Source organism: Candidatus Nealsonbacteria bacterium CG07_land_8_20_14_0_80_39_13 (assembly GCA_002779355.1).
Lineage (GTDB): Bacteria > Patescibacteriota > Minisyncoccia > Minisyncoccales.
The window spans coordinates 1-21854 of record PEWS01000039.1 but is presented as its reverse complement, the minus strand read 5'-3'; the positions used below and the strand labels follow the sequence as shown (position 1 = coordinate 21854).

The following is a 21854-nucleotide window of genomic DNA, read 5'->3' as shown; positions in this document are numbered from 1 at the left end:
CTAAGGCATTGCGGATTAAACGGCAAATCGCCGAATCAATTTTTAGAAGATTATCAACTAACTAAACCGACAAATGTCTGTGCCTAAGACATAAAAACCCTTGCTTTTTTGCCCTGTGGATAACTCCATTGACGATAGTTGACGAGAATTTTTAATTTGCTACCCTTGCAAAGGTGAAGCAAAAGCAAATTCACAAATAATAATTTTCACAGTAATCACTGTCCACTCTATCCCCCGAGGGTGCCACTTCGGTGGCACCCTTCCAAATCATTAGTGTCATAGCACATTAACAACATTCTTATTTATCTCACGATAAAAAATCACAATCACGCATTATTATAGAGGCAAAATCTTCGGACTAGCCTCTTTATTATTTTTAAGGTGGAGAGTATAATAAAAATAAAAGTGAAAAATCCGAAATAAAAAAAATAATGGATATATGAAATTTTATATTGTTAATAATTTGAACGAAAATATTAAAATCCTGATGAGGGGGGCCGGTTATCGTTTTCAGGGCGAATCCGGCGAGGACTTGGAAATGTCTTTTGTCCGGCCATTAAGGAGAGACAACTATCCCCGTTTTCACGTTTTTCTGACCGTTAGCCAGAAAACCAATGAGATAATTTTTGACCTTCATCTTGATCAAAAAAAAGCTTCTTACGAAGGATCATCAGCTCACTCCGGCGAATATAGCGGCGATTTAGTCCAAGCCGAAGCCGACAGGCTAAAGAAAATTTTCAAGGAACATGACTCATGCCCTGGTTCTTCTCGCTAAAAAAGCGGTTGAAGAATATGATTTATGGGTTCACCGTCAAAAAGTATCAATAATTGGAAGGACTCTTTTTGATGGCGGAATGGATTCTTTGCGCGACGGTGATGTTTCCCAGTATGGCAATCAGGATAACAATGTAAGTCGTATAGACGAAATCAGGATAAATTATTCCTAGAATCAAAGCTGAAAAGCACAGGATCAGCCTTTCCCCCCTTGATAAAATTCCTCCTTTCAGCTCTTGGCTAACCAATTCTTTTTCTTTAGCGGCCGCCTTAGCGTAAGTCGTCATTATTGACCCGAACATCGCCAGAAAGATCCAAGCGCAGGCAGGCAACCATATCGCAGGTAAGCCCAAAAACAATAATCCGAAGAGAATCATTCCTTCAACATATCTGTCAAAAATGGTATCCAGATAGGCCCCTGTTTTGGTTGAGGTTTTTTTGTTTCTTGCCGCTGCTCCGTCTATAAAATCCAGAAATCCGGCCAGAAGAAAAAAAATAACAGCCCATGGCAAATTTTGGACTATCATAAAATACAAACCGATTAAAGCAAAAACGCCTGACAGATATGTATATCCGTTGGGAGTTATCGGCAGAGCGCTAAAGGTTTTGCCGATTATTATTTCTAAAGATTTGAACCAGTGTCTTTTTTCGTCCAGCATTTTATTTGAAATTTGAAATTTGTAATTTTTTTATCTTTCTCTCTTTCCGGCAATAAAATCGTCAACCATTTCCCTGGCCTTATCGTCAGTGAATTGCCTGGCCGGGTGTTTCATAAAGTAAGATGATGAAGAAATTAAATCTCCGCCAACGCCTCTGTCTATGGCCAGTTTAGCCAATCTTATGGCGTCAATGACACAGCCGGCTGAATTAGGCGAATCTTCAACAGAAAGCTTAAGGTCAATGGTGGTTTTAACATCTCCAAATTTTTTCCCCTCCATTCTGATATAACAGATTTTATTGTCTTTCAACCAAGGAATATAATCAGAAGGACCGATATGGATATTGTCTTCGTGCAAGGGCTCTGCTAATTGCGACTGGACAGCTTCTGTCTTGGATATTTTCTTGGATTTTAAGCGGGCCTGGTCAAGCATATTAAGGAAATCCGTGTTCCCGCCGACGTTAAGTTGATAAGTTCTTTCCAGTTTAACCCCCCTTTTTTCGTATAAATTAGCCAGAACGCGGTGAGTGATGGTCGCCCCGATTTGAGCTTTAATGTCATCGCCGATGCAAGGGATTCCTTTTTCTTTGAATTTCTTTTCCCATTTTTTTTCAGAACAGATGAAAACAGGCATGCAATTGATGAAAGCGCAATTAGCGTCAAGAGCGACTTGAGCGTAATATTCCGTGGCTTTCTGCGAGCCGACCGGCATATAGTTCAGTAAGATTTGGGCGCTTGTTTTTTTTAATTCTCCGGCTACGTTAATAGGCTTTTTTTTAGCGACAACGAATCTCTTGTCTTCCGGATAATCTGCCATATGGGCAGCTACCCCATCCATGATGGGCCCCATTTTCACTTTAACATCCATATTCGGGACATTCTTGCAGAAAATTTCAGTACAATTGGGAAGAGCGAATATCGCTTCTGACAAATCCTTTCCTACTTTTCTTTCATCAATATCAAAAGCGGCCACGACTTCAATGTCGGATATTTTATAATCGCCTATGACGTTATGCATTAATCCCGGAACCAATTCGTCGCCGTTTTTTACATTTTTGTAATAGTAAATTCCCTGGACAAGGCTTGAGCAGCAATTGCCTATTCCGGCAATGGCGATTTTGATTTTAGGCATATTTTTAGTATAATTAAGTTAATAATGCGTTTAAAAGTATTTTACCACCGTAAAATAATAGGTCAACTCCATTAAAGAAAACTTATCCACAATTATGTTGCCGTTAGAGCATCTCCAAAAATCAAATACCAAGGAAAATCTTTGGCTTTATATCCTTACTCTTCTTCGCCAATCCCCTATTCATGCCTGGAATCTTCAATCTCTGATTGAGGAAAATTTTGGCTTTAAGCCGGGAAGAATTACGCCTTACCGAGTGCTTTACCGTTTGGAAATTGAAGGATTGGTGAAAAGCGAAGAAAAAGAGAAGAAAAGGATTTATCATATTACCGGAAAGGGCGAAAAAGAGCTGGAAGCAGGCATTCTTTTTTATCAAGCTCTTTTAAAAAAACTTAAATGATTGAAATTAATCAAAAAATAGCCGGAATACTCTGTGAAATAAAAAAACTGCTGGAAATAAAGGGAGAAAGTTTTTACAGGATTAACGCCTATCAAAAAGCAGCTTTATCTTTGGAGAAAATAGAAAAAGAAGTTTCTCTTATTTATAAAGAAGATGGGATTAAGGGAGTTAAAAAAATTCCCGGAGTGGGAGAAAGCATTGCCTTGAAAATTGAAGAGTATTTGAAAAAGAAAAAAATAAAATATTACGAAGAATTGAAGGAGGAGACAGGCATCCGCCAAATTGTTACTTATTATTTTGAGACAAAGGGTTTGAACTTGGAAGAACTTAAAAAAAATGCTAAAAAAAGGAAAATTGTTTATTCCCGCTACACTCGTCCGGCGAAACAACTTCTAATATTAGCCGGTTCTGTGGACCAGGCTAAAACAGCCATAAAGAAAGTGGCCGAATGGGCGCTTTCAAGAAATTTGGACTACACTATTGAAACTATCTTCAAAAAATGGTTAGAATTAGATAGGCTGAAGCCAAAAGAGGTTATTAAGAAGCCTTTTTACCGCGGTGACCCGATGATTTGGTCGGCGACGAAGAAAAAATGGTATGTTATTAATCCTGACGGCGAATGGCTGGAGTTTGCGGACAAAGAAAAAGAAATGGAGTGGAGAATAATAAAATGATTTCGGCCAAAGGCCGATCTCGGCCAGAGGCTGACCTCGGCCAGAGGCTGACCAGCCTTTGGCTGGAGCCTCGGGCTGGAGCCTCTGGCTGAAATTAAAAAAATTATGTTAACTTATTTTGACCTTCGTAGAGGAGTAAGATTTATTTTAGACGGACAGCCGTATGAGGTTTTGGATTCTCTGCAGATTAAAGTTGCTCAAAGAAGATCTGTAATGAGGATTAAGGCAAAGAATTTAATATCAGGTCAAGTCATAGAGAAAACTCTTCAGCAGTCGGATAGGTTTGAAGAAGCGGAAATTGATAAAATTGACCTGAAGTTTCTGTACTCTCATAAGGGGAATTATTGTTTCTGCCGGCTGGAAAATCCGTCGGAAAGGTTTAATTTCGTTGAATCTCAAATCGGCGAAAGTGCTAAATTTTTAAAGGCCAATCAAGTTTCGCAGGGCATTATTTTTGACGAAAAAATCATAAACATCATCCTGCCGATAAAAGTGGAATTAAAAGTTGCTGAAGCTCCGCCCGGCGTTAAAGGCGACCGCGCTTTTTCCGGGAACAAGATGGTTACTTTGGAAACCGGAGCGAATATAAATGTCCCCCTTTTCATTCAAGCGGATGACATAATTGAGGTTAACACCGAAACCGGCGAGTACACCCGCCGAGTCTAAGCTGTAAAGCTGGGTCCGTGGCCGGGATAAACCAACGTTCCCGGTTTTTTAATTTTTCTCCAGCCAGAGGCTGGTCGGCCTATGGCCAAGATTTTTTCCAGAGATTTTTCAATTGCTTCTTGCGAGCCGCCGGGCAAATCTGTTCTGCCATAGCCGTCTTTAAATAAGAGGTCGCCGGTAAAAATAGCTCCTTTTCCTAAGAGACAGATGCTTCCGGCTGTATGGCCGGGAGTATGCAAAACTTTTAGAATATCCTCCCCTATTTTTATTTCATCAGCGTCTTTCAGGAATTTATCAGGCTTAAAATTAATGAATTCTTTTTCCGCTTCGTGGATTAAAATTTGGGCGCCGGTTATTTTTTTGATTTCCTGATCGGCGTCAATGTGGTCAAAGTGGAAATGAGTATTAATGATGTACTTCAATTTTCCTTTCATTTTCCCGACTTCAAACAAAATCTTCTCGGCTTCAGCGCCGGGATCAATAATTGCTATTTCTTCTTTTGATTTCAGCAGATAGCAATTGGTAAGCAATTGCCCCACCGTTAAACATCTGACCTCCATACCCTTAGAGGAGTTTGAAGTCGTTTATAATGAGGCCGAATTTGTAATCCAGATATTGGGCTGCTTTGCGGCAGACAACCATTCTCTCGGTGAAGATCTCAAAATATTCTATGATCGGGTCAAGATTTGTGTCAATTTCCAGAACCAAGGTTATTCTTTTCTTTTTTTCGTCAACTTTTATCTCGCTTGATTTAGTGGCGTAATTTACCCGATCATGGATGTCTTTCTTGAGATTTTCTGCATTTTTATTCAGAACTCTTGATACCCGGACATCTGATTTGTCAGCCAAGACAAGAACGGCGGCCACGTTATTGGAGAATTCCGATTCGCTTTTGTCATGCGAGGAAATCGCCTGCATAATTGAAGATAATTCTTCCGGCGTAAAATTTTGGCTGAAAATTTGCTGGAAAATCAAGGCGCCTAAATAATGATGGTAACTCCTGCTTAAGAAATTGCCGATATCATGGCAAAATCCGGCGATTTCCGACAGTTTCTGCTCTTCTTTGGTCAGCCTGATTTTTTCAGCTATCATTCTTGCTCTGTCTGCCACTATTTGAGCGTGCTTTAAACCGTGCTCCGTATATCCTTGCGCCTCTAAAGAAGACTTGGATTGCTGCAAGAATTCCATAACAAGAGGATTTTTTTTGATTTCATCTATCGTAATCATATTTTTGAATTAATTTTTTGATATTTTATAATTTTATTTTTATTCAGTTATTTCCCATTTTTCACCGACGAGTTTAGCGGCATCAGTGCCACCCACTACTTCTCCCGTATTATCAAGATAAACCACATGGATACCCGTTTCCAAGGCTTCCGTTTCCGGATATTTACCTTTCCTCGTATACAAATATTGACTTTTACCCCCCCCATCGGGAAATTCAATTGCCCACATATATATTCCCTTCCCATCTACTTTTTTTTGGCCAGCCACTTCTTTGTATTCTTTTCCGTTAAGCAATTTTTTAAATACCGAAAGAATCTTCTCCTCATTAGGGATATGTTCCGGGCTGTTTTCAATTTTCGGCGGTTGTTCTATTGTGCTCATATTTTTAATTATAGCAAAAAACAATCCCTTTAGCGACCTTTAGGTTTAAAATTATTTAAAATAAAAAAGTTGACCTTGATTAGTCAACTTGGATTTCGTGAATTCTTCCGACCTCTGTCTTTATTTTTTCCAATAAAGAGGCATTGGGCTTGACTTGGTTTTCAAAAACGAGTTTAACCTTGTCCCTGACAAAATTGTTGATGGAATTATATAAACCCGTAGAATCAATATCAAGGGGAATTTCAACTTCGCCAAGAAAGTCCGAGAGAGATACAGTAATGTTCCAATTATTGGGTTTAGAACGGTCCCTGCTAATTTTCATGATGTCAAATTCTATTCTTCTGCCGTCGGCGACGAAATTGCCTTTTGTCTCAATTTTCAAAAGCATTTCGCTTTTTTCTTCTTTCAATGTCCTTCGACATTTGATTTCCCATTTTAGCTTTTTTTCAGCGTTTTTTCAAATTCATCTTCTTTTTCCAATCCATCGGTTACCTCAAATTCAATGGGGATGACAATTTCCCCAAATTTAAGCGTTGTTACTTCAACACGAACGAGACCTGCTCTCACCAAGATAATGCTATCTATTTTGTATTCCATTTTTCTTTTTTCTCTCTTTTTATTTCATTCTTTCGTTTATTACATTAGCCTCATTACCTGCCCTATATTAAGCTTTCTCGGTTCAGCTCAACCTAAATTAACCTTACGATATCGTGATTTAATCCTTGCGTCAAGCAAATTTCCCGACATTTAGGATTTTTTGGCGGAGTCGCAGATATTTTTAAAATCGCAGAATTGGCACTGCCAGCCCGGAGTCGGCGCGAAATCGCTCTTTTTGATATTTTCAATTTTTTCCGAAATTATCTTTTTCTGTTTTTCCACATCTTTTTCATTCATTGAAAAAGAAAGTTCCTTTCCTTCGTTCAGGTAAAGATAGGTGAGCTTATCCGCTTCAATGTTAAAGATTTCTTTCAAAGCGATCTTATAAATAGCCAGCTGTAATTTATCGTCAGAAGAAAGATTCTCTTTTCCTTCGCCCGTTTTGTAATCAATAATATTCACCCCCTCGTTGAGCGAAGCCGAAGCGTCAATCCGATCTATTTTTCCCTTTAACGAATCCCCTCCTATTTTAAGAATAAAAGGAAGTTCCAGTCCGATTAAGCCGTTTATTTTTAAAATTTCCGGCGGATTTTTGACATATTTTTCATAAAAATTTTTTAAGGATTTTTTACCAAGAGCGTAATATTCCTCTTTTTGCTTTTTGTTTTCATACCATTCGTCAATCCATTCCTTATCGTAAATTTCCATCAGGTCTTTAAGCGTCAGCAAGTTTTCCTTAGCCGGACTTTTTTTATTTTTGGATGGTTCAAATAATTTTTTTTGGCAAAGCGATTTTTTTTCTTCCGCCAACTTTAAGAACTCGCATAAAGCATTGTGCATTGTTTTTCCGAAAGAGAAAACCGCCTTGCTTCTGACAGGGACTCTTAAAATATGCGCGAATTTATATCGCAAAGGGCAGTTTTCAAAAGCAGCCAGCTGGGAAAAAGAAAAATGATTAGGCAAAACAATATTTTCCCTGCCCGCATCGCTACGCTTCGCTTGCGAAGCGTTGCAGGCGGGTCTGCCCGCACCCGTCACAACTTCGCAGATGTTAGCGGGAGCGTTGCAGGAGGGTTTCATCCCCAATTCCGTTATAAATCTGGAGACTTTCTTTTTTCTCTTTCCGCCGTAATCCTCGGATGAAGTAAGGAAAAGCCCTTCTTTGGCTCTGGTTGCAGCCACGTAAAAAATCCTTCTTTCTTCTTCCAAATGAGTATCTCCTTGAGGGATAACCTCTTTAATGAGTTCCGCAGGTATTTCTATAGGGTCTTTTCTTTCAATTGAGGGGAAGCGCTTATCAACCAAATTAACTAAAAAAACATAGCGGAATTCCAATCCCTTGGCTGAATGGATGGTCATTATTCTTATCATGTCCGGCCCTTGCTCCGGGTCAAAATCAAGCTTTCCTTCTTCGCCTGATTCCAGTTCCATATCAAGCTGGGCCATAAAATTTTTTAGGATAGGGTCTTGAACCGATTCCTCAAATCCCTTAATTTTTTTATAAAATTGGAGAGCCAGATTCAGCTCTTGTTTAGAATTGCCGGATGTTAAATATTTTAAATAGCCTGAATCAGCCAGAAAAGAAATAAAGACTTCGGAAACTCTTTTGCTTCTGGCCATTTCTGCATGTTTTTTAATTAAGCTTAAAATGAAGGCGATTTTTTCAGCTGTCTTTTCGGATATTCCTCCGATCAGGGGAATTTCCTGCAACGCTTCATAAATTGATTTCGCTTTTTTCCCGCTGTATTGGGTGATTTTCACCACGTCATCGCCGGGTATTTGGAGAAAGGGAAAGTTTAAAACGCGATAAGCAGCTGAACTTTCATGGTAATTATCCAAAAGCTTTAAATAGGAAATTATGTCCAGAACAACCGGCTTGGAATAAAGCCCCCAGGAGGCTAAGAATTGATAAGGCAAGCCGGATCTTTCCAGCGCTTGAGAGAACGGGATGGCTTGATTATTGGCTCTTACCAGAATGGCAAAATCACTAAAGCAAGCATCTTTGTTTTCCTTCATTATTCGGGTAATTTTTTTAATGACTCCCCTCACCTCTTCGTCGGAGTTTCTGAAATGAAAATACCCTATTTCTCCTTTTTTGTTCTTTTCGCTGATTAATTTTTTATCCACTTTGCTGACAAATTCCAAACGGTTGGGGTTGTTGGCTTTTATGAATTTATAAGACAAATCAAGTATGTCTTGGGTTGAGCGGTAATTTCTGATGAGAAAAATTTCTTTGGCTTTCGGGAAGTCTTTTTTAAATTGGAGGATATTATTGTAAGAAGCGCCCCTCCATCGATACACCGCTTGATCGTCGTCGGCGCAGACCGTAAGATTGTTTTTCGGTTCAGCCAGCATTTTTATCAATTCATATTGAGACCAGTTCGTATCCTGAAATTCGTCAACGAGAATATATTTAAATTTCTCCCTGTATCTTTTTAGAATCAGAGGCCTCTCCTTGAAAAGCCTGATGCAATAATTGATTAAATCTCCGAAATCAAGAAGATTATTGTCTAAGAGCAATTTTTGATAAACATGATAGGCATCAGCCACCTCCTTTATTCTTTCAGCTTCGTTTTCTTCCGGTAAATCAGTTAAATTGGTTTTTAATCCGTCGCTGTGCTTTAAAAAGTCTTCCGGGGAAATTCCTTGGTCTTTGCAACGCGAGAAACAGGAGATCAGGGCATGGATGAATTTATTGGGATTGCCCAGCGGTCGGTAATAATCTAAGCTGAATTTGTCTATATTTTTCTTCATCAAAAGCCAAGCCGCTGTCTGGTCTGCCAGTTTGAAATCATTTGATAATCCGATATCAAGGCCATGGTCTTTCAGAATTCTTTCGCAGAAAGAATGGAAGGTGGAAATCCATAAGTCAACGTAGCCGTAGGGCAAGAGCTTGTCTGCTCTTTCTTCCATCTCTTCAGCTGCTTTTTCAGTAAAGGTCAAAGCTAAAATTTCATCAGGCCTCGCCTTTTTTGCTTCAATCAGATAAGCGATTCTTTCGGTTATGACCTTTGTTTTGCCTGTTCCGGCTCCGGCCACAATCAAAAGCGGTCCGTCGCCATGAACCACCGCCTCCCTCTGTTCTTTATTCAACTCATCCGGTCTATCTGATTTATTCAATCCGCTATTTTTTTCTTTATTTTTATTTTTCGCCATATAACCCCATTTTATCACCTTTCTCCCAAAATAAGAATAAAATACAGGGGTCTGACCCCTGCGGATTTTACAGGGGTCTGACCCCTGCGAAACTCGTTAAATCTACCGGGGTGGCTTCCCTGCAGAGTTATCCACAGTTTTCAAAAAATTTAGCTTTACTGGGGTGGACGCCCTGCATATCGCCCTGCAGAAGTGCCCTGCAGAAATAAAAAAACCGAGGAATTAAATTTTTCGGTTGATGTTTTTTTACTAAGACAGGTAAGAAACTTTTGCCTTCTCAAAACCTTTTTGAATAAGAGACATTTTCTTATCCACATCGTTGTTGCACACCGCATAGCGGATATAATTTTTACGGAAGCCTTCAAACGGCACGCCAAGTATTCCTGTTCTTTCAATCATAATGTCGTTGAATTGTTCCGCGCCTTCAATCCTTATGCCGAAGGCTTGGTTTGGGACTTTCCATAGGGTGAAAAATCCTGCCTTTGGCTCTGTTGCAATCTTCATTCCTTCCTTTTTTAGCATCCCGATCGGGTTTTCTAAACGGCGTTCATAGATTTTCCGACATTTTTCAATTCCTTCCGCATCATTTTGTATAGCTTCAAGCACGCCAGCTGCCACAAAGGGAACAAATCCGCTATCTAAATCACCTTTTATTCTGCCGATGTCATTCATGAAATTCATAGAGCCTACGCCAGCCGCCACTCTCCACCCTGTTCCGTTGCCAATTAATTTGGACGCTGAATAAAATTCCGCCCACTCGAGATCTGGAAAATCCTGAGCAACATATGCTAAGGTTTCGCAATCTTCTACGTGGATCAAACCATTGTAGGCGCCGTCATTAAACAGCCTTATCCCATTGCCCGAACAGTATTTGCAAAGTTTTACCCAGTCATCAAATCTTAGCGCTTGGCCAGAAGGATTGTGCGGATAATTAAGCATTAAAAGATTTGTTCCCGTCAGTATGTCTTTTAACTGGACTTTAAAATCATTTTCACAATTCAACGGCAAGGCATAGTTTTTTACTTTTAGAAATTCGCACACAATTTCCGGCGTCGGATATCCTGGCCTTGTCATTGTCGCGACAGTTAAACACCTATCTTTACTGGAGTTACATGCAAGAGGAATTATCGTCAGAGAATCTTTAAATCCCTTAAACGGTAAAAATTTCATACCATCTCTAATTTTGTCCGTATGGAATTCCACAAATTTTCTAGCAAAATCTGGAACGCCGGAGCTTCCGTTGTCTTGATATTCGTGCATAGACTCTTCTTCACTTAACACAGCTTTCGCCACTCCCATTCGGGCGCTTCTCAGGGCTGGTCCCTGTGGCTGTCCAATCGCTAAATTAACGATTTTCACCCCTCCTTTTTCTTCTTCTATGCGTTTTTTCTTAATTCTTTGAAACAAATTTTCCTTTCCTGGCCCTAGCCAAGAATTCTTTGTGCCGTTCATTTTTTTGTATTCATTCGTTTTTTAATATTTTTATTCCTCCGAGATCAAATCAGCTTTTCGCTCATTTCAGTATATTTTGTTGTCAAAAGAGCTAATTTCCGAAGTAGTTTGATTTAAGCATTTTTACCTGCCGACTGTCAATCAAAATTTGCTAAATCCAAAATTAAGTGTTATGTAGATGTCCGACATCTGCACTTTCTCTCGCTTTCTCTCAAAAGGCAAAAACTGGAGACCCCAGGGGTCTACCAGTTTTGAAAATGAGCTTACTGGGGTGGCTTCCCTGCAGATCGCCCTGCAGACCTACCCGATAAATTTAAGATTTTGGACGCATTGCCGGGAAGAGTATCGCCTCCTTCAAGCTGTGCGAATTGGTCAAGATTGAAACAAACCTATCCACTCCTATTCCCCAACCTGAAGCCGGAGGCATACCATGCTCCATAGCCTCAAGAAAATCCTCGTCAATTCTTTGAGCCTCCTCCATCCCTTCTTTAAATAGATTTTCTTGCTCTTCAAATCTCTTTCTTTGCTCAATGGGATTATTCAGTTCGGAAAAGGCCTTAACTATTTCAAAGCCGGCAATTATCAATTGGAAGCTTTCCAGAATTTCAGGATTTTTTTCAGATGCCTTGCATAACGGGAAGAATCCCTTTGGGTAATTTATGATAAAAGCAGGCCCCTTTATTCTCGTCCGGCAGATTTTAAACATCTCGTCGGCTATTTCCGCCTTAGTCATCGCTTTTTTTATCTCAATATTATGTTTTTCCGCCTCTTTCGCCAGACTGTCCCTGTTTACAGTTTCATAATCTATGCCAAATTCTTTTCTGAAGATGTCTTTGTATTCTATCCTCTCCCAAGGCGTCTTGAAATTTATTTTTTCACTTTCATATTCTATTTCCAATTTTCCGAAAACTTTTTTAACCGTCGCGCTTAAAAATTCCTCCGTAAATTTCATCAGATCTTTGCAGTCAGAATAAGCCCAGTAGAATTCAAGCATGGTGAAATCAGGATTATGGGAGCGATCCATTCCTTCGTTGCGGAAACATTTTCCCAATTCATAAATTTTTTCAAAGCCGGCAACAAGCAGCCGTTTTAAATATAACTCCGGAGAAATCCGCAGATAAAAATCCATGCCCAAAGCGTTATGCCTGGTTTTAAAAGGCTTAGCTGAAGCTCCGCCGTAAATAGGCTGAAGAACAGGGGTTTCCACTTCCAAAAAGCCTTGCTTCTCCAGAAAATTTCTCATTTCTCTTATTATTTTTGCGTGGAGTTCAAATTTTTCCTTGACCTCTTTATTGAAAATAATATCCAAGTATCTTTTGCGGTATCTTTCTTCGGCGTCTTGTAGTCCGCGCCATTTTTCCGGCAGAGGCAGAAGCGATTTGGCCAGCATTTTAAAATCAGCCGCTTCAATGGTTTTTTCTCCCCTCTTGGTGATGAAGAGGGTTCCCTTTATTTCAATAAAATCGCCGATGTCAAAGCTTTCCAAAAAGAAAGCGTATAGTTTTTCGCCGAGCCTGTCTTTTCTTAAAAAAACTTGAATTTTTCCGGTTCCATCTTCAATGTCGGCAAAACATAATCCGCCGTGTTCCCTTAAGGATTTGATTCTTCCCACAAGAATAATTTCTTTTTTCGATTTTACTATTTCCGTGAAATCATCAAGCGCCTGTTGGCAAGTATGCGTCCTTTTCGTCTTATTCGGATAAGCCGAAATTCCGGCGTTTTCCAACGCCATAAGTTTTTTTAATCTTATTTCTTTTAATTCGTCTACATTTGCCATATTATTGAGTTTTTTTGTTTTTGGCTGATATGCCAAATCTTATCTATTTTACTTCATTTTCCCCAAAACCGCAAAAAAATAACCATCTTAATGATGATTAGCCCTGAAAGGATGAGTGTGAGAGGGAGAGAGACAACTATCTTTACCATCTCTCTTCCCTCTTTTGGGCGACCGCATTCAGTGAGAACGCAGTCACCATGACAACAAATTAATTATAAGATTTTACCGCGATAATTTCTCCACAGGCCAGCTGGCCAATTTCATTGAAATTAAGGAGCTATTTCTTCTCTCCCAGCGGTTTATTTTTTTAATTGTGCCGAAACGTTTTTTTCTACCACCTAATTTTCAGTCAATAAATTTCTGATTAGGAATTCTAACGTTTCAGCCCTGCATTTTCCTCACCTCTTTTTTATATTTTTATTTTTATATATATAGCTTAGCACCTTATTCATTATTTGTTAAGGGGTTTGTCTTGAGTAAAGTACCATTTCAAGATTTCGTTGGCGATGGGAACTGCCACGGCCTGCATCCCCCTTACGTCTTCAACCATAAGAGTGAGGACTATTTGGGGGTCGTCGTAGGGGGCGAAAACAGAAACCCAGTTATTGTAGTGTCCTTCTATGGGAATTTGAGCTGTTCCTGTTTTGGCCGCCACTTCCACCGGTAAGGAATTCATTAAAGCTGAAGAGCCGTAAATAACTCCTTCCCTCATTCCTTCTTTGACGATTTTTAAGCTTTCCGGATTTACGAAATTTTCCCTGATAATTTTCGGTTCGTATTCTTTGATTATTTTTTTATCGCTGTCAATTATTGCTTTGACGGTTTGGGGCTGCAAAAGCTTGCCTCCGTTGGCAACAGCGCTGATGGCAGTGACAACTTGAATAGGGGTAGCCAGAAGATAGCCTTGGCCGATGGAAAAATTATAGGTGTCTCCGTCTGTCCAAACCATTCTCTTATTTGTTTTTTTCCATTCCGGCGAAGGCATAAGCCCCTTTCCTTCTCCCGGCAAATCAACATTGGTTTCTTTCCCCCAGCCGAAAAGTTCCAGGAATTTTTTTATTCTTGTCGGGCCTAATCCCGATTGGTTTCCGTAGCCACCGCCGATGGTATAGAAGTAGACGTTGCATGATTCAGCGATAGCTTTTCTCATATTTGTCGGGCCGTGGGTAGCCCAATCTCGGAAATATTGAATATTTTCCGGGTCATATTTGCTGACAATCTCAATAAGCCCTTGGCAATTAATGTTTTTATTCGGGGAAATGATTTTTTCTTCCAAAGCGGCCGTGGCAACCAGAGGTTTTATGGTTGAACCTACAGCATAGTTTCCGCTGATAACTCTGTTAAATAGAGGATAGTCTTTGTCGCTTAAGAGCTCTTTTAATTTTTTAGGGTCAGCTCCTTTACTGAAGAGATTGTTGTCAAAAGAAGGAATATTGACCAGAGAGAGAATTCCTCCTGTTTTCGGGTTCATTGCCACCGCTACCCCCATTTTGCTTCCGACTTGTTCAATCCCCTTTTTTAATTCTTCAGCTATTTTTTCTTGCAGGCCGGAATCAAGCCAAAGGACCAAGTTATCTCCTGATTCGGCGACGGAGATGGTTTCTTCTGAAATTATATTTCCCATAACATCTCTTTCTGTTCTTTTTTCGCCTGATTTTTTCTTGAGAATTTCTTCGTATTCTTTTTCAACCCCGTCCTTCCCGATCCAATCAGCCATTGAATATCCGTTTTGTGTTTTAAGTTCTTCCGGCGTAATTTTTCCGAGGTATCCCATGAGATGGGAGAAAATCGGGCCGTCTTTGTATTCCCTTGTTTCATTATTTCTTATTTCAAATCCGGGGAGTTCCTGAATTTTGGTTTCCAAAATAATCAGATCTTGATGCCCCATGTTAGCGGAAACAAGAACATTTTTCTCTTTGTTTTTTTCAATTTTTGATTTCAGTTCTTCCGGATTGATTTTTAAAATGCGGGAGACTTCGTTAAAAACTCTTTGTTTTTCTGATTCTTCCTGCGGGATGTCTTTTTTCAGGCAGATCAAATCAAAACTGAATTTATTAAAGGCCAGCTGTTTCATATCTTTGTCGTAGATGACTCCCCTTTCGGACTTGATTTGAGTGATGATGAATTTATTGTCTTCGGCCATAGCAGAATATTTTTCGTGTTCTAAAACCTGAAGCTGGAAAGTCTTGGCGAAAAGGAGAAGGAGTATGAAAATTGAGAAACCCCAAAGCCCTTTGATGGCCATTTTTAAAACAGGGACTTCAAATTTCTTTTCCGAGATTCCCAATTCTTCTTCTTTTTTTTGAGCCAAAGAATCCAGCAAAATGTCTTGCGGTTCAATATCTTCGCTGAAGCCGAGTTTGATTCTGTTTTTTTTGTTATTCCAAAACATCTCTTTTTACGACCATAAAAACATTATCATTTTTTTTGGCTGACTTTTCTGTTTTTATGGCGAATTCTTCTCCCTTTTTGGCTTTCTTGATGTCTTTTCCGTTAATTTGCATGGAATCAATTTTTTGCTCCAAAAAGGTTTTCTCCCCTTCTATTATTAAGGTATTTCCTATTTTTATATCTCTCATCGCTTTTATGGAGACGGCCTTTGCCTTGGGGTAGTAATGGACGACTTTTCCCACCATTTCTTTTTTGAACAAAGAAACATTATCAGCTTTGTCGTAGTTTATCCCTTCTTTTCCGGGAACGCCGAAATAAAATCCCGTTGAGAATCCCCTGTTATAAGACTTCTCCAATTCCTTCTTCCATTCCTTGGCTTTCTCGTCCGTGAAAGTTCCTTCAAAAAAAGAATCAACGGCTTCTTTGTAGCATCTGGCGGTTGTTTCTACATATTTCGGGTCTCTCTTTCTTCCTTCTATTTTAAAAGAATCAATGCCGGCTTTTATCAATTCCGGAATATATTCAATCATGCAAAGGTCTTTTGAATTAAGAAAGTATTTTCCTTCGTTGGATATCTTGTTTCCTTCCTTGTCTGACAAAAACCATTCTTTTCTGCAGGGCTGGGAGCAATATCCGCAGTTGGCTGATTTTCCGAAAATGTAAGCTGAAATAATGCATCTTCCGGAAATTGCCAGGCACATTGCCCCATGGACAAAGGTTTCAATTTCAATGCTAACCTTGTCTTTGATTTCTTTGATTTGTTTAAGATTAAGTTCTCTTGCCAGGACAATCCGTTTGGCGTCAAGTTTTTTGTAAAATTCAGCGGTTTTCCAATTTGAGATATTGGCTTGGGTTGAGATAGTGAAGTTCATATTTTCTTTTCTGGCAATTTCTATAGTTGCCGGGTCCCAGACAATCAAAGAGTCAACGCCCTCCGCCTTAGCTGCTTTGACTATTTTTTCCGCTTCCTTAATGTCTTTATTATAAAGTGTGGAATTTAGAGTTAGGTAGTTTTTTAATTTATAGTCACGGCACTTTTTTGTAAATTTACCCAAGTCTCTAAGTTTCAAAAAATTAGCCCTTGCTCTCATACTTAAATCAGAAACGCCAAAATAGACTGCGTCAGCGTAGTCTTTGCAGGCTTCCAATCCGGCCCAATCCCCTATAGGGCTCATTATCTCCGGCCTCTTATATTTATTCATATTTCCTATCTTAGCACAAAAAATGCCGGGGTGGCTTCCCAGCAATTTTTTACTTTTTTATTTTATAGGGTTTTGGTTTTGAGGATTTTTGCTTCTTCAGGTTTAAGCATTTCAACCTCTTTCCCTTTTATTTCTACGTTTATTTTTTCCAAGAGCGCCAGAGGATTTTGCTTATAGAAATTTCCCTTAAAGGCAGCCGAAACTTTTTTCTTTTCCGTTGCCGGCAAATTTTTTTCCACGACGTTGATTGTATCGGAAGGAGAAAAAATGTAAATATGATTTATTTTATTTTTTGAGAATAATTCCTTAATGCTATCTTTAAATTCCTTCAGGAATCCGTTCTTAACTTTTTGTTTTGTTTTTTCCACGATGGACCCTGAGCTGAACAGCCCTCCTCCCCTTCTTCCAAAAAACCCTTCTTTTTTAAAATAATCAGGAAGGGTGACTTCAAAACTTCCGTCCTTTTCTATTACCCCGTCAGCAGCAATGTAAAACTCGGCCACGTTCTTTCCGGTGACAATGAGCAACGCCCTTTCTTCTTTAAATTGAAGCAAATGTTGCGGTATCCTCATAATTTTTTAATTTTTATTTTTTAATTTTTAATTCGGATACTATAAATCCAGTTTGTTTACTTTTGCCCAATCGTTTTCGTTGAGAATGATGATTTGAGAATCTCCGATTATGTACAGGTAATCATTGATGTAAATCGCTCTTTTGGCTGAAATATTACTGACAGCTTTAACAAGTTTCAGCTGATCTCCCTTGTAGGAGAAAATATAACCTCCCTGGCTTCCCGGCAAAAAGAATACTTCATGTTTTGCGTCCATCAGAAAAGCGTGATGATTATTAAGTATTTCTGACCAGTATTCATTCAGGACATATTTGCTTTTTTCAGTCGGCGTTTTGGGATTTGCCACGTCAAACAAGGATATCTTCACTTGAGAGCCTTCTTTCCCTATCCCTAAAATTTTGTCTTCAGTTATGGGGTGCAGGTAAGCGGAATATCCCGGGATTTTTAATTCTCCCACCAGCTCCGGTTTATTGGGAACGGAAAGGTCCAGAACATAAAAAGGGTCGGTTTCTCTAAATGTGACAACATATCCTTTGTCTTCCAAAAATCTGACTGAATAGATTTTTTCTTGAATTCCAAGGTCTTTGACTGAACCGGTTATGTTTAAGTTTTTATCCAGAACATAAACATCATTAACGGTTTTCCTACCTCCGCTGATTCCGTTGAACATACCAAAATATCCTTCCCCGATAGTCGTCGCCACTCTTAGATTGCCCTTGTATTCATCTAATGAGAACTGATTAAGGAGGGTTCCCGGGACATTGCCGTTAGCCGAGACTTCAAATTTATCCAGTCCAATTTTCACCAAACCCGTGCCCTGCAGTTCGCGGATATTCGTTTTATAGTAATCAGCCATTCTGTTTTGGAACTCGTTTTCAATTTTTAGTCTTTCGTCATTGTCCAGAGAATTTAAAAATTTGTCGGTTATGATTCCCAGTTCCGTCATTTTAGAAGTAGGGCTGATGTCATAGCTGATTAGGTTTTTTATTTTATTAAGCGTTGAAGCAGGAATCAGATCTTTCCCTTTTTCGTTGAAAAAATTATAGGTAAATTTTACTAAATCCTGATAGAAGGGATAAGTGATGTATATGGCGCTTTCCGACATATAGAAAACAGATGATTCAGAGCTTCCGACAAAAGCAACATTTTTTTCCACATTTCCTGATTCGGGGTTAATGACGAAAGCGGTGAAAATTACATCAGCCGGCATATCTGTTACAGGATGGTAAATATTAAGGCAGTTTATGGCAAGCGGTTTTCCGTTAACCGCAAGCGGTTCAAGCAAGCAAGGATGGTCGTAGTCAACTCTCTCCTTAGTGGTCAGATATATTTTTCCGTTATAGAGCCTGGCCCCGATTACGTAATTCTGCTCATCCAATTCTACATTCCATTTTTCTTTGGGATTTTTCGGGTCTGAAACATTATAGCCGTAAATTTTTTCTCCATTAAATATAACAAGGACATTCTTATTCAAAAGTAATTGTCCGTTCTTGTCAATTTTTACGTCCAAGGCTAAGTCTGCCGGAGGAAAGGCTTTTATAAGGCTTGTTCCGCCATTTCTTTGCGGTGGCATTATCATCCTTGTTGTTTCGAAATCAAATTGGTCCCAATAATAATACCCTTCCCTTGAGAAATAAATTTCCTTGCCGTCGGTTTTTACAATATCCGGTTCATCAATTCCCGCCACCTGAACATTGGTTTCGGAAAATCTTCCTTGAGCCGATCCTCCTGTTGCTCCGGTCACTTCGTTAGCCATGGGAGAAGCTATCGTCATTCCTTCTTTCATCAAAGTCCTTCTGTCTGAAAAGCTTCCGGCCCCGTAATAAGAATATTCCGAGGCGTTTTTCAGGTAATTTTTAAATTCCTCTTCTGAAAGGAATTTTTTAACGCCTTCTATCTTAGCTGTTCCCGTTCCATGCTCGAACATCGGAGTAAAAGAATATCCTTCAAGATAATAGCGGAGAGAATCCGCAACCCAAAGAGCGTATCCTAGAACAGCTGCGGTAAGAATTAATATGATGGATATCACCAATCCGGAATCAGCATTTTTCATATGATTTGATTGTTAAATTAATTATTAATGGTCAATTTAATTTTACCACGATTTTGATTTTAAATAAAAAGGCGAGATTTTAAATCTCGCTTATAAATTCCCAAAATTCCGGCCAGCTCTTATTCACCGCTTCAGGGTGCTTTATTTTCACGGCTGAATTATTGACTATCCCCCACATAACTATCGCTTGAATTACCCGATGGTCTTTGGATATTATTTCTTCTCCTTTTTGCGCGACGTTAAGGGCATTCTCCATTTCCAGAATTCTATTGCTTTCGTGGCTTTGCAAACTCGGCCATCTTTTCAGGCCCTCTTCTTGAGAAATGAAATTGAATGCTCGGGCAAAACAATAATCTTCTGCTTGTTCGGCTATGAATTTGGCGTTCTCTTTTCGCGAAAGGGAAAGAAAAGTTTCAGCTTGCTTGAGTATCATTTCATCCTGTCTTGGCTCCCAAGACAGCCCTTCTTTCCTCCGTTTTTTCCAATGCCTTATCGCCTCGTAAGTGATCTTCAATTTGTAGGGCGGGTTAGAAACAGTTTCCTTGTTTCCAAGCAACTTTGTGGCAGTAGCCCATTGAGAGGTGCCATTATCTAATTTTAAAAGCTCTTCAAGGGGGAGGTTTACAATTCCGGGGTCATCGGTTATTTTTTTATTTTTCAGAGTTCCCCTGATTATAAATTTTTTATTAAGGCCGAGTTTCCATGAAGCAAATTGCAACAGACGATAGAGCGTTCCCGATTCACCGACGTCAATCGGCTCGTTTGTCCTCCATAATTCACTTGCCCGTTTCAGCGCCAGTAGATCTTCGCTAAGGATTTTCTGTTGACCTAAAAAAGTCTCAATGTCTTTGTATCCGTTGATGATATCCAGAAGACCCATCCCGATGATCGATGATTTATCAAGCGGTATGAATTTTTTCATTTTAATTTTTCCCATTTTCATTTTCAAAGTAACTGAATTTAGTTTATCACAATCCCTTTTCCCATGGAACGCTTTTGAAAGTATGTTGACGTCAGTATGTTGACGTCAGACGTCAACATGGGATTTTTGAAATCATTTTTTAAAGGGGTTTTCTTTGGTGAAATCAGGGAGGAAATCGGAATGGCTTTCTATGTCCTGAACCCAGCCGTTCTCAAATCCCAGCTCAACCAGACGGTCGAAAACCTTGCCTAATTCCTTTTTAGTTATAATTCTGTTTAATTCCGGAAGATCTTTTGCTTTATGAATCGGTTCGTATTGGCTCATTAAGCTGATGTAAATATTATTATCAATATCCTTGATACATTCTAATACTTTTAAGCTGTTTTCAATATTATTTGGTAAAATCAAATGCCTGACCACAATGCCCTTTTGAGCTATCCCCTTTTCGTCTAATTTCAAATTGCCGACTTGGCGATGCATTTCCCTGATTGCCTCGCTCGCTTTTTTGGAATAATTTTTTATTCCTGAATATCTGAATCCCAATTCATCGTCGCTGTATTTGAAGTCAGGAAGATAAATATCCACCAAGCCTTCAAATTCCTTAAGCATTTCAACATCCTCGTAAGCGTTGGAATTCCAAAGAATGGGAATAGTTAGTCCCCCTTTTTTGGCTTCTATAATCGCCTCCTTTATTTGTTTTGCCCAAATTGTCGGAGTGACCAGATCAATATTCAAAGCGCCCATCTCCTGAAGTTTGAGCATTATTTCTATCAGTTCCGGTAAACTGTAGTTTTTGCCGATTCCCTGCTGGGAGATTTGGTAATTTTGGCAATAGACGCATCGCAGATTACAGCCGGTAAAAAAAATCGTGCCGGCGCCTTTTTTCTCAACAAACGGCTCTTCTTCGCCGAAATGCAGTCCCCACCAAGCAATTTTTATTGTTTTCTCCATATTCATTTTAAAATAAATTTAGGATTTTTGTTATCGGTTTAAAATTATCTCCGACAAATACTATGTCAAAATTTTTCATAAATTCATCCAACTCGCTGTTATCATTGCCATGAATCGGATCATAAATTGCAATTCTTATAACGTTATCCTTCCCCTCAACCATAGATACATCATCAAGGCTGTCCCCTATATCAGAATTGTTTTGGGCCTCGTTTCTTTTATTTTTTTCCAGCCAGAGACTGGTCGGCCTTTGGCCGAAATTTCCTTATGACCCCTTTCTTTTTTATTAAGAGAGTGAATTAGAGTATCTTTCTCCCAACCGATTATCTTCCCGCCGGAAACAGATAATTCCGTGGAAAGTAGTTTTGTTGGTCGGATCTTCTCCCTTAGACACCATGACTCTATTACATTTCTGATGCTGGCTGAGATAATTATCGTGGGTATATTTTTTTCTTGGCAAATGTTAAAAAATTTTTTTACAAATGGTCTTGTTTGCAATAAACGGGATGCTTCTTTAATCCTGGACGCCCTCAAGCCTTTGAATAAGTCAAGGTTCCATCCCCACCATTCCAAAGCATGAGTTGCGGAAAGTTTTTGTTTGAGTTCAAAAACCCTGTACTTTTCATACTTTTCAATGGACTCCAATTGTTTCTCTTTCGGCACAAATTGTTCCATTGCATCCCAGACGGTTATTTTTCTTCCCTTTTTGTCCTTTCCCCTGACCAATGTCTTATCAAAATCCAGAACAATATGTATTTTCCCCCGGCCTTGCCTTTGGAAAGACGTAATTTTTTTGATGACAGCCTTTTCGTTTTTAACTAAAAGCCCATTAAGATTTAAAAATTCATTTTTCATTTTGAAGTATCGTAAAAG

At 39.2% G+C, this 21854-nt stretch carries 20 protein-coding genes; 4 read left to right on the top strand and 16 right to left on the bottom strand.

Annotated elements, in window-relative coordinates:
• Positions 1 to 439 precede the first annotated feature (439 nt).
• The gene (locus tag COS96_02705; GenBank protein PIU43767.1) at positions 440 to 775 is read left to right on the top strand and encodes a hypothetical protein; all 336 of its coding nucleotides are present in this window, start codon (positions 440 to 442) and stop codon (positions 773 to 775) included.
• Positions 776 to 821: 46 nt separating this feature from the next.
• Here the strand turns inward: COS96_02705 and COS96_02700 are convergent, their stop codons facing one another.
• Together COS96_02700 and COS96_02695 are read right to left on the bottom strand one after the other, a co-directional pair.
• The gene (locus COS96_02700; protein ID PIU43766.1) at positions 822 to 1433 is read right to left on the bottom strand and encodes a hypothetical protein; all 612 of its coding nucleotides are present in this window, start codon (positions 1431 to 1433) and stop codon (positions 822 to 824) included.
• Positions 1434 to 1463: 30 nt separating this feature from the next.
• On the bottom strand, positions 1464 to 2564 hold the full coding sequence (locus COS96_02695; protein PIU43765.1) for an inositol-3-phosphate synthase: 1101 nt from the start codon (positions 2562 to 2564) through the stop codon (positions 1464 to 1466).
• Between the two features lie 91 nt (positions 2565 to 2655).
• Here COS96_02695 and COS96_02690 point away from each other — a divergent pair, with 91 nt between their 5' ends.
• From COS96_02690 to COS96_02680, 3 genes are all read left to right on the top strand, one after another.
• Positions 2656 to 2961, top strand: a complete 306-nt coding sequence (locus COS96_02690) for a PadR family transcriptional regulator (GenBank protein ID PIU43764.1) — start codon at positions 2656 to 2658, stop codon at positions 2959 to 2961.
• On the top strand, positions 2958 to 3635 hold the full coding sequence (locus tag COS96_02685; protein ID PIU43763.1) for a hypothetical protein: 678 nt from the start codon (positions 2958 to 2960) through the stop codon (positions 3633 to 3635). The genes COS96_02690 and COS96_02685 overlap by 4 nt, the downstream gene beginning before the upstream one ends.
• 105 nt (positions 3636 to 3740) lie before the next feature.
• Entirely contained in the window at positions 3741 to 4301 is a 561-nt protein-coding gene (locus COS96_02680; GenBank protein ID PIU43762.1) for an elongation factor P, read from the top strand.
• Here the strand turns inward: COS96_02680 and COS96_02675 are convergent.
• From COS96_02675 to COS96_02610, 14 genes are all read right to left on the bottom strand, one after another.
• Positions 4298 to 4861: an MBL fold metallo-hydrolase gene (locus COS96_02675; protein ID PIU43761.1), complete on the bottom strand. Its 564-nt coding sequence runs from the start codon at positions 4859 to 4861 to the stop codon at positions 4298 to 4300. The genes COS96_02680 and COS96_02675 overlap by 4 nt on opposite strands.
• A gap of 4 nt (positions 4862 to 4865) precedes the next feature.
• Positions 4866 to 5528 carry a phosphohydrolase gene (locus COS96_02670; protein PIU43760.1) on the bottom strand — a complete coding sequence of 221 codons (663 nt, stop codon included), beginning with the start codon at positions 5526 to 5528 and terminating at the stop codon, positions 4866 to 4868.
• Between the two features lie 39 nt (positions 5529 to 5567).
• Positions 5568 to 5909, bottom strand: a complete 342-nt coding sequence (locus COS96_02665; protein ID PIU43759.1) for a hypothetical protein — start codon at positions 5907 to 5909, stop codon at positions 5568 to 5570.
• A 79-nt stretch (positions 5910 to 5988) separates the two neighbouring features.
• Positions 5989 to 6318, bottom strand: a complete 330-nt coding sequence (locus COS96_02660) for a hypothetical protein (protein PIU43758.1) — start codon at positions 6316 to 6318, stop codon at positions 5989 to 5991.
• Between the two features lie 338 nt (positions 6319 to 6656).
• Positions 6657 to 9662 carry a hypothetical protein gene (locus COS96_02655; GenBank protein ID PIU43757.1) on the bottom strand — a complete coding sequence of 1002 codons (3006 nt, stop codon included), beginning with the start codon at positions 9660 to 9662 and terminating at the stop codon, positions 6657 to 6659.
• A gap of 249 nt (positions 9663 to 9911) precedes the next feature.
• A complete protein-coding gene (locus COS96_02650; protein ID PIU43756.1) occupies positions 9912 to 11114 on the bottom strand; it encodes a hypothetical protein in 1203 nt (400 codons plus the stop codon).
• A 313-nt stretch (positions 11115 to 11427) separates the two neighbouring features.
• On the bottom strand, positions 11428 to 12891 hold the full coding sequence (gene lysS, locus COS96_02645; GenBank protein PIU43755.1) for a lysine--tRNA ligase: 1464 nt from the start codon (positions 12889 to 12891) through the stop codon (positions 11428 to 11430).
• Positions 12892 to 13342: 451 nt separating this feature from the next.
• Positions 13343 to 15283 carry a penicillin-binding protein 2 gene (gene mrdA, locus COS96_02640; protein PIU43754.1) on the bottom strand — a complete coding sequence of 647 codons (1941 nt, stop codon included), beginning with the start codon at positions 15281 to 15283 and terminating at the stop codon, positions 13343 to 13345.
• Complete coding sequence (locus tag COS96_02635; GenBank protein ID PIU43768.1) at positions 15270 to 16484, bottom strand: peptidase U32; 1215 nt, start codon at positions 16482 to 16484, stop codon at positions 15270 to 15272. The genes mrdA and COS96_02635 overlap by 14 nt, the downstream gene beginning before the upstream one ends.
• Before the next feature lie 62 nt (positions 16485 to 16546).
• The gene (locus tag COS96_02630; protein ID PIU43753.1) at positions 16547 to 17056 is read right to left on the bottom strand and encodes a hypothetical protein; all 510 of its coding nucleotides are present in this window, start codon (positions 17054 to 17056) and stop codon (positions 16547 to 16549) included.
• Between the two features lie 39 nt (positions 17057 to 17095).
• Positions 17096 to 19108, bottom strand: a complete 2013-nt coding sequence (locus tag COS96_02625; protein ID PIU43752.1) for a hypothetical protein — start codon at positions 19106 to 19108, stop codon at positions 17096 to 17098.
• Between the two features lie 79 nt (positions 19109 to 19187).
• Complete coding sequence (locus COS96_02620) at positions 19188 to 20051, bottom strand: hypothetical protein (GenBank protein PIU43751.1); 864 nt, start codon at positions 20049 to 20051, stop codon at positions 19188 to 19190.
• A 111-nt stretch (positions 20052 to 20162) separates the two neighbouring features.
• A complete protein-coding gene (locus COS96_02615; protein ID PIU43750.1) occupies positions 20163 to 20987 on the bottom strand; it encodes a radical SAM protein in 825 nt (274 codons plus the stop codon).
• A gap of 180 nt (positions 20988 to 21167) precedes the next feature.
• A complete protein-coding gene (locus COS96_02610) occupies positions 21168 to 21836 on the bottom strand; it encodes a hypothetical protein (protein PIU43749.1) in 669 nt (222 codons plus the stop codon).
• Positions 21837 to 21854 lie beyond the last annotated feature (18 nt).

Excerpts from the sequence above, each read along its gene's own strand:
- COS96_02705 (PIU43767.1), top strand. The coding sequence starts at position 440 with ATGAAATTTTATATTGTTAATAATTTGAACGAAAATATTAAAATCCTG.
- COS96_02700 (PIU43766.1), bottom strand. The coding sequence starts at position 1,433 with ATGCTGGACGAAAAAAGACACTGGTTCAAATCTTTAGAAATAATAATC.
- COS96_02695 (PIU43765.1), bottom strand. The coding sequence starts at position 2,564 with ATGCCTAAAATCAAAATCGCCATTGCCGGAATAGGCAATTGCTGCTCA.
- COS96_02685 (PIU43763.1), top strand. The coding sequence starts at position 2,958 with ATGATTGAAATTAATCAAAAAATAGCCGGAATACTCTGTGAAATAAAA.
- COS96_02680 (PIU43762.1), top strand. The coding sequence starts at position 3,741 with ATGTTAACTTATTTTGACCTTCGTAGAGGAGTAAGATTTATTTTAGAC.
- COS96_02675 (PIU43761.1), bottom strand. The coding sequence starts at position 4,861 with ATGGAGGTCAGATGTTTAACGGTGGGGCAATTGCTTACCAATTGCTAT.
- COS96_02670 (PIU43760.1), bottom strand. The coding sequence starts at position 5,528 with ATGATTACGATAGATGAAATCAAAAAAAATCCTCTTGTTATGGAATTC.
- COS96_02665 (PIU43759.1), bottom strand. The coding sequence starts at position 5,909 with ATGAGCACAATAGAACAACCGCCGAAAATTGAAAACAGCCCGGAACAT.
- COS96_02655 (PIU43757.1), bottom strand. The coding sequence starts at position 9,662 with ATGGCGAAAAATAAAAATAAAGAAAAAAATAGCGGATTGAATAAATCA.
- COS96_02650 (PIU43756.1), bottom strand. The coding sequence starts at position 11,114 with ATGAACGGCACAAAGAATTCTTGGCTAGGGCCAGGAAAGGAAAATTTG.
- lysS (PIU43755.1), bottom strand. The coding sequence starts at position 12,891 with ATGGCAAATGTAGACGAATTAAAAGAAATAAGATTAAAAAAACTTATG.
- mrdA (PIU43754.1), bottom strand. The coding sequence starts at position 15,283 with ATGTTTTGGAATAACAAAAAAAACAGAATCAAACTCGGCTTCAGCGAA.
- COS96_02635 (PIU43768.1), bottom strand. The coding sequence starts at position 16,484 with ATGAATAAATATAAGAGGCCGGAGATAATGAGCCCTATAGGGGATTGG.
- COS96_02630 (PIU43753.1), bottom strand. The coding sequence starts at position 17,056 with ATGAGGATACCGCAACATTTGCTTCAATTTAAAGAAGAAAGGGCGTTG.
- COS96_02625 (PIU43752.1), bottom strand. The coding sequence starts at position 19,108 with ATGAAAAATGCTGATTCCGGATTGGTGATATCCATCATATTAATTCTT.
- COS96_02620 (PIU43751.1), bottom strand. The coding sequence starts at position 20,051 with ATGAAAATGGGAAAAATTAAAATGAAAAAATTCATACCGCTTGATAAA.
- COS96_02615 (PIU43750.1), bottom strand. The coding sequence starts at position 20,987 with ATGAATATGGAGAAAACAATAAAAATTGCTTGGTGGGGACTGCATTTC.
- COS96_02610 (PIU43749.1), bottom strand. The coding sequence starts at position 21,836 with ATGAAAAATGAATTTTTAAATCTTAATGGGCTTTTAGTTAAAAACGAA.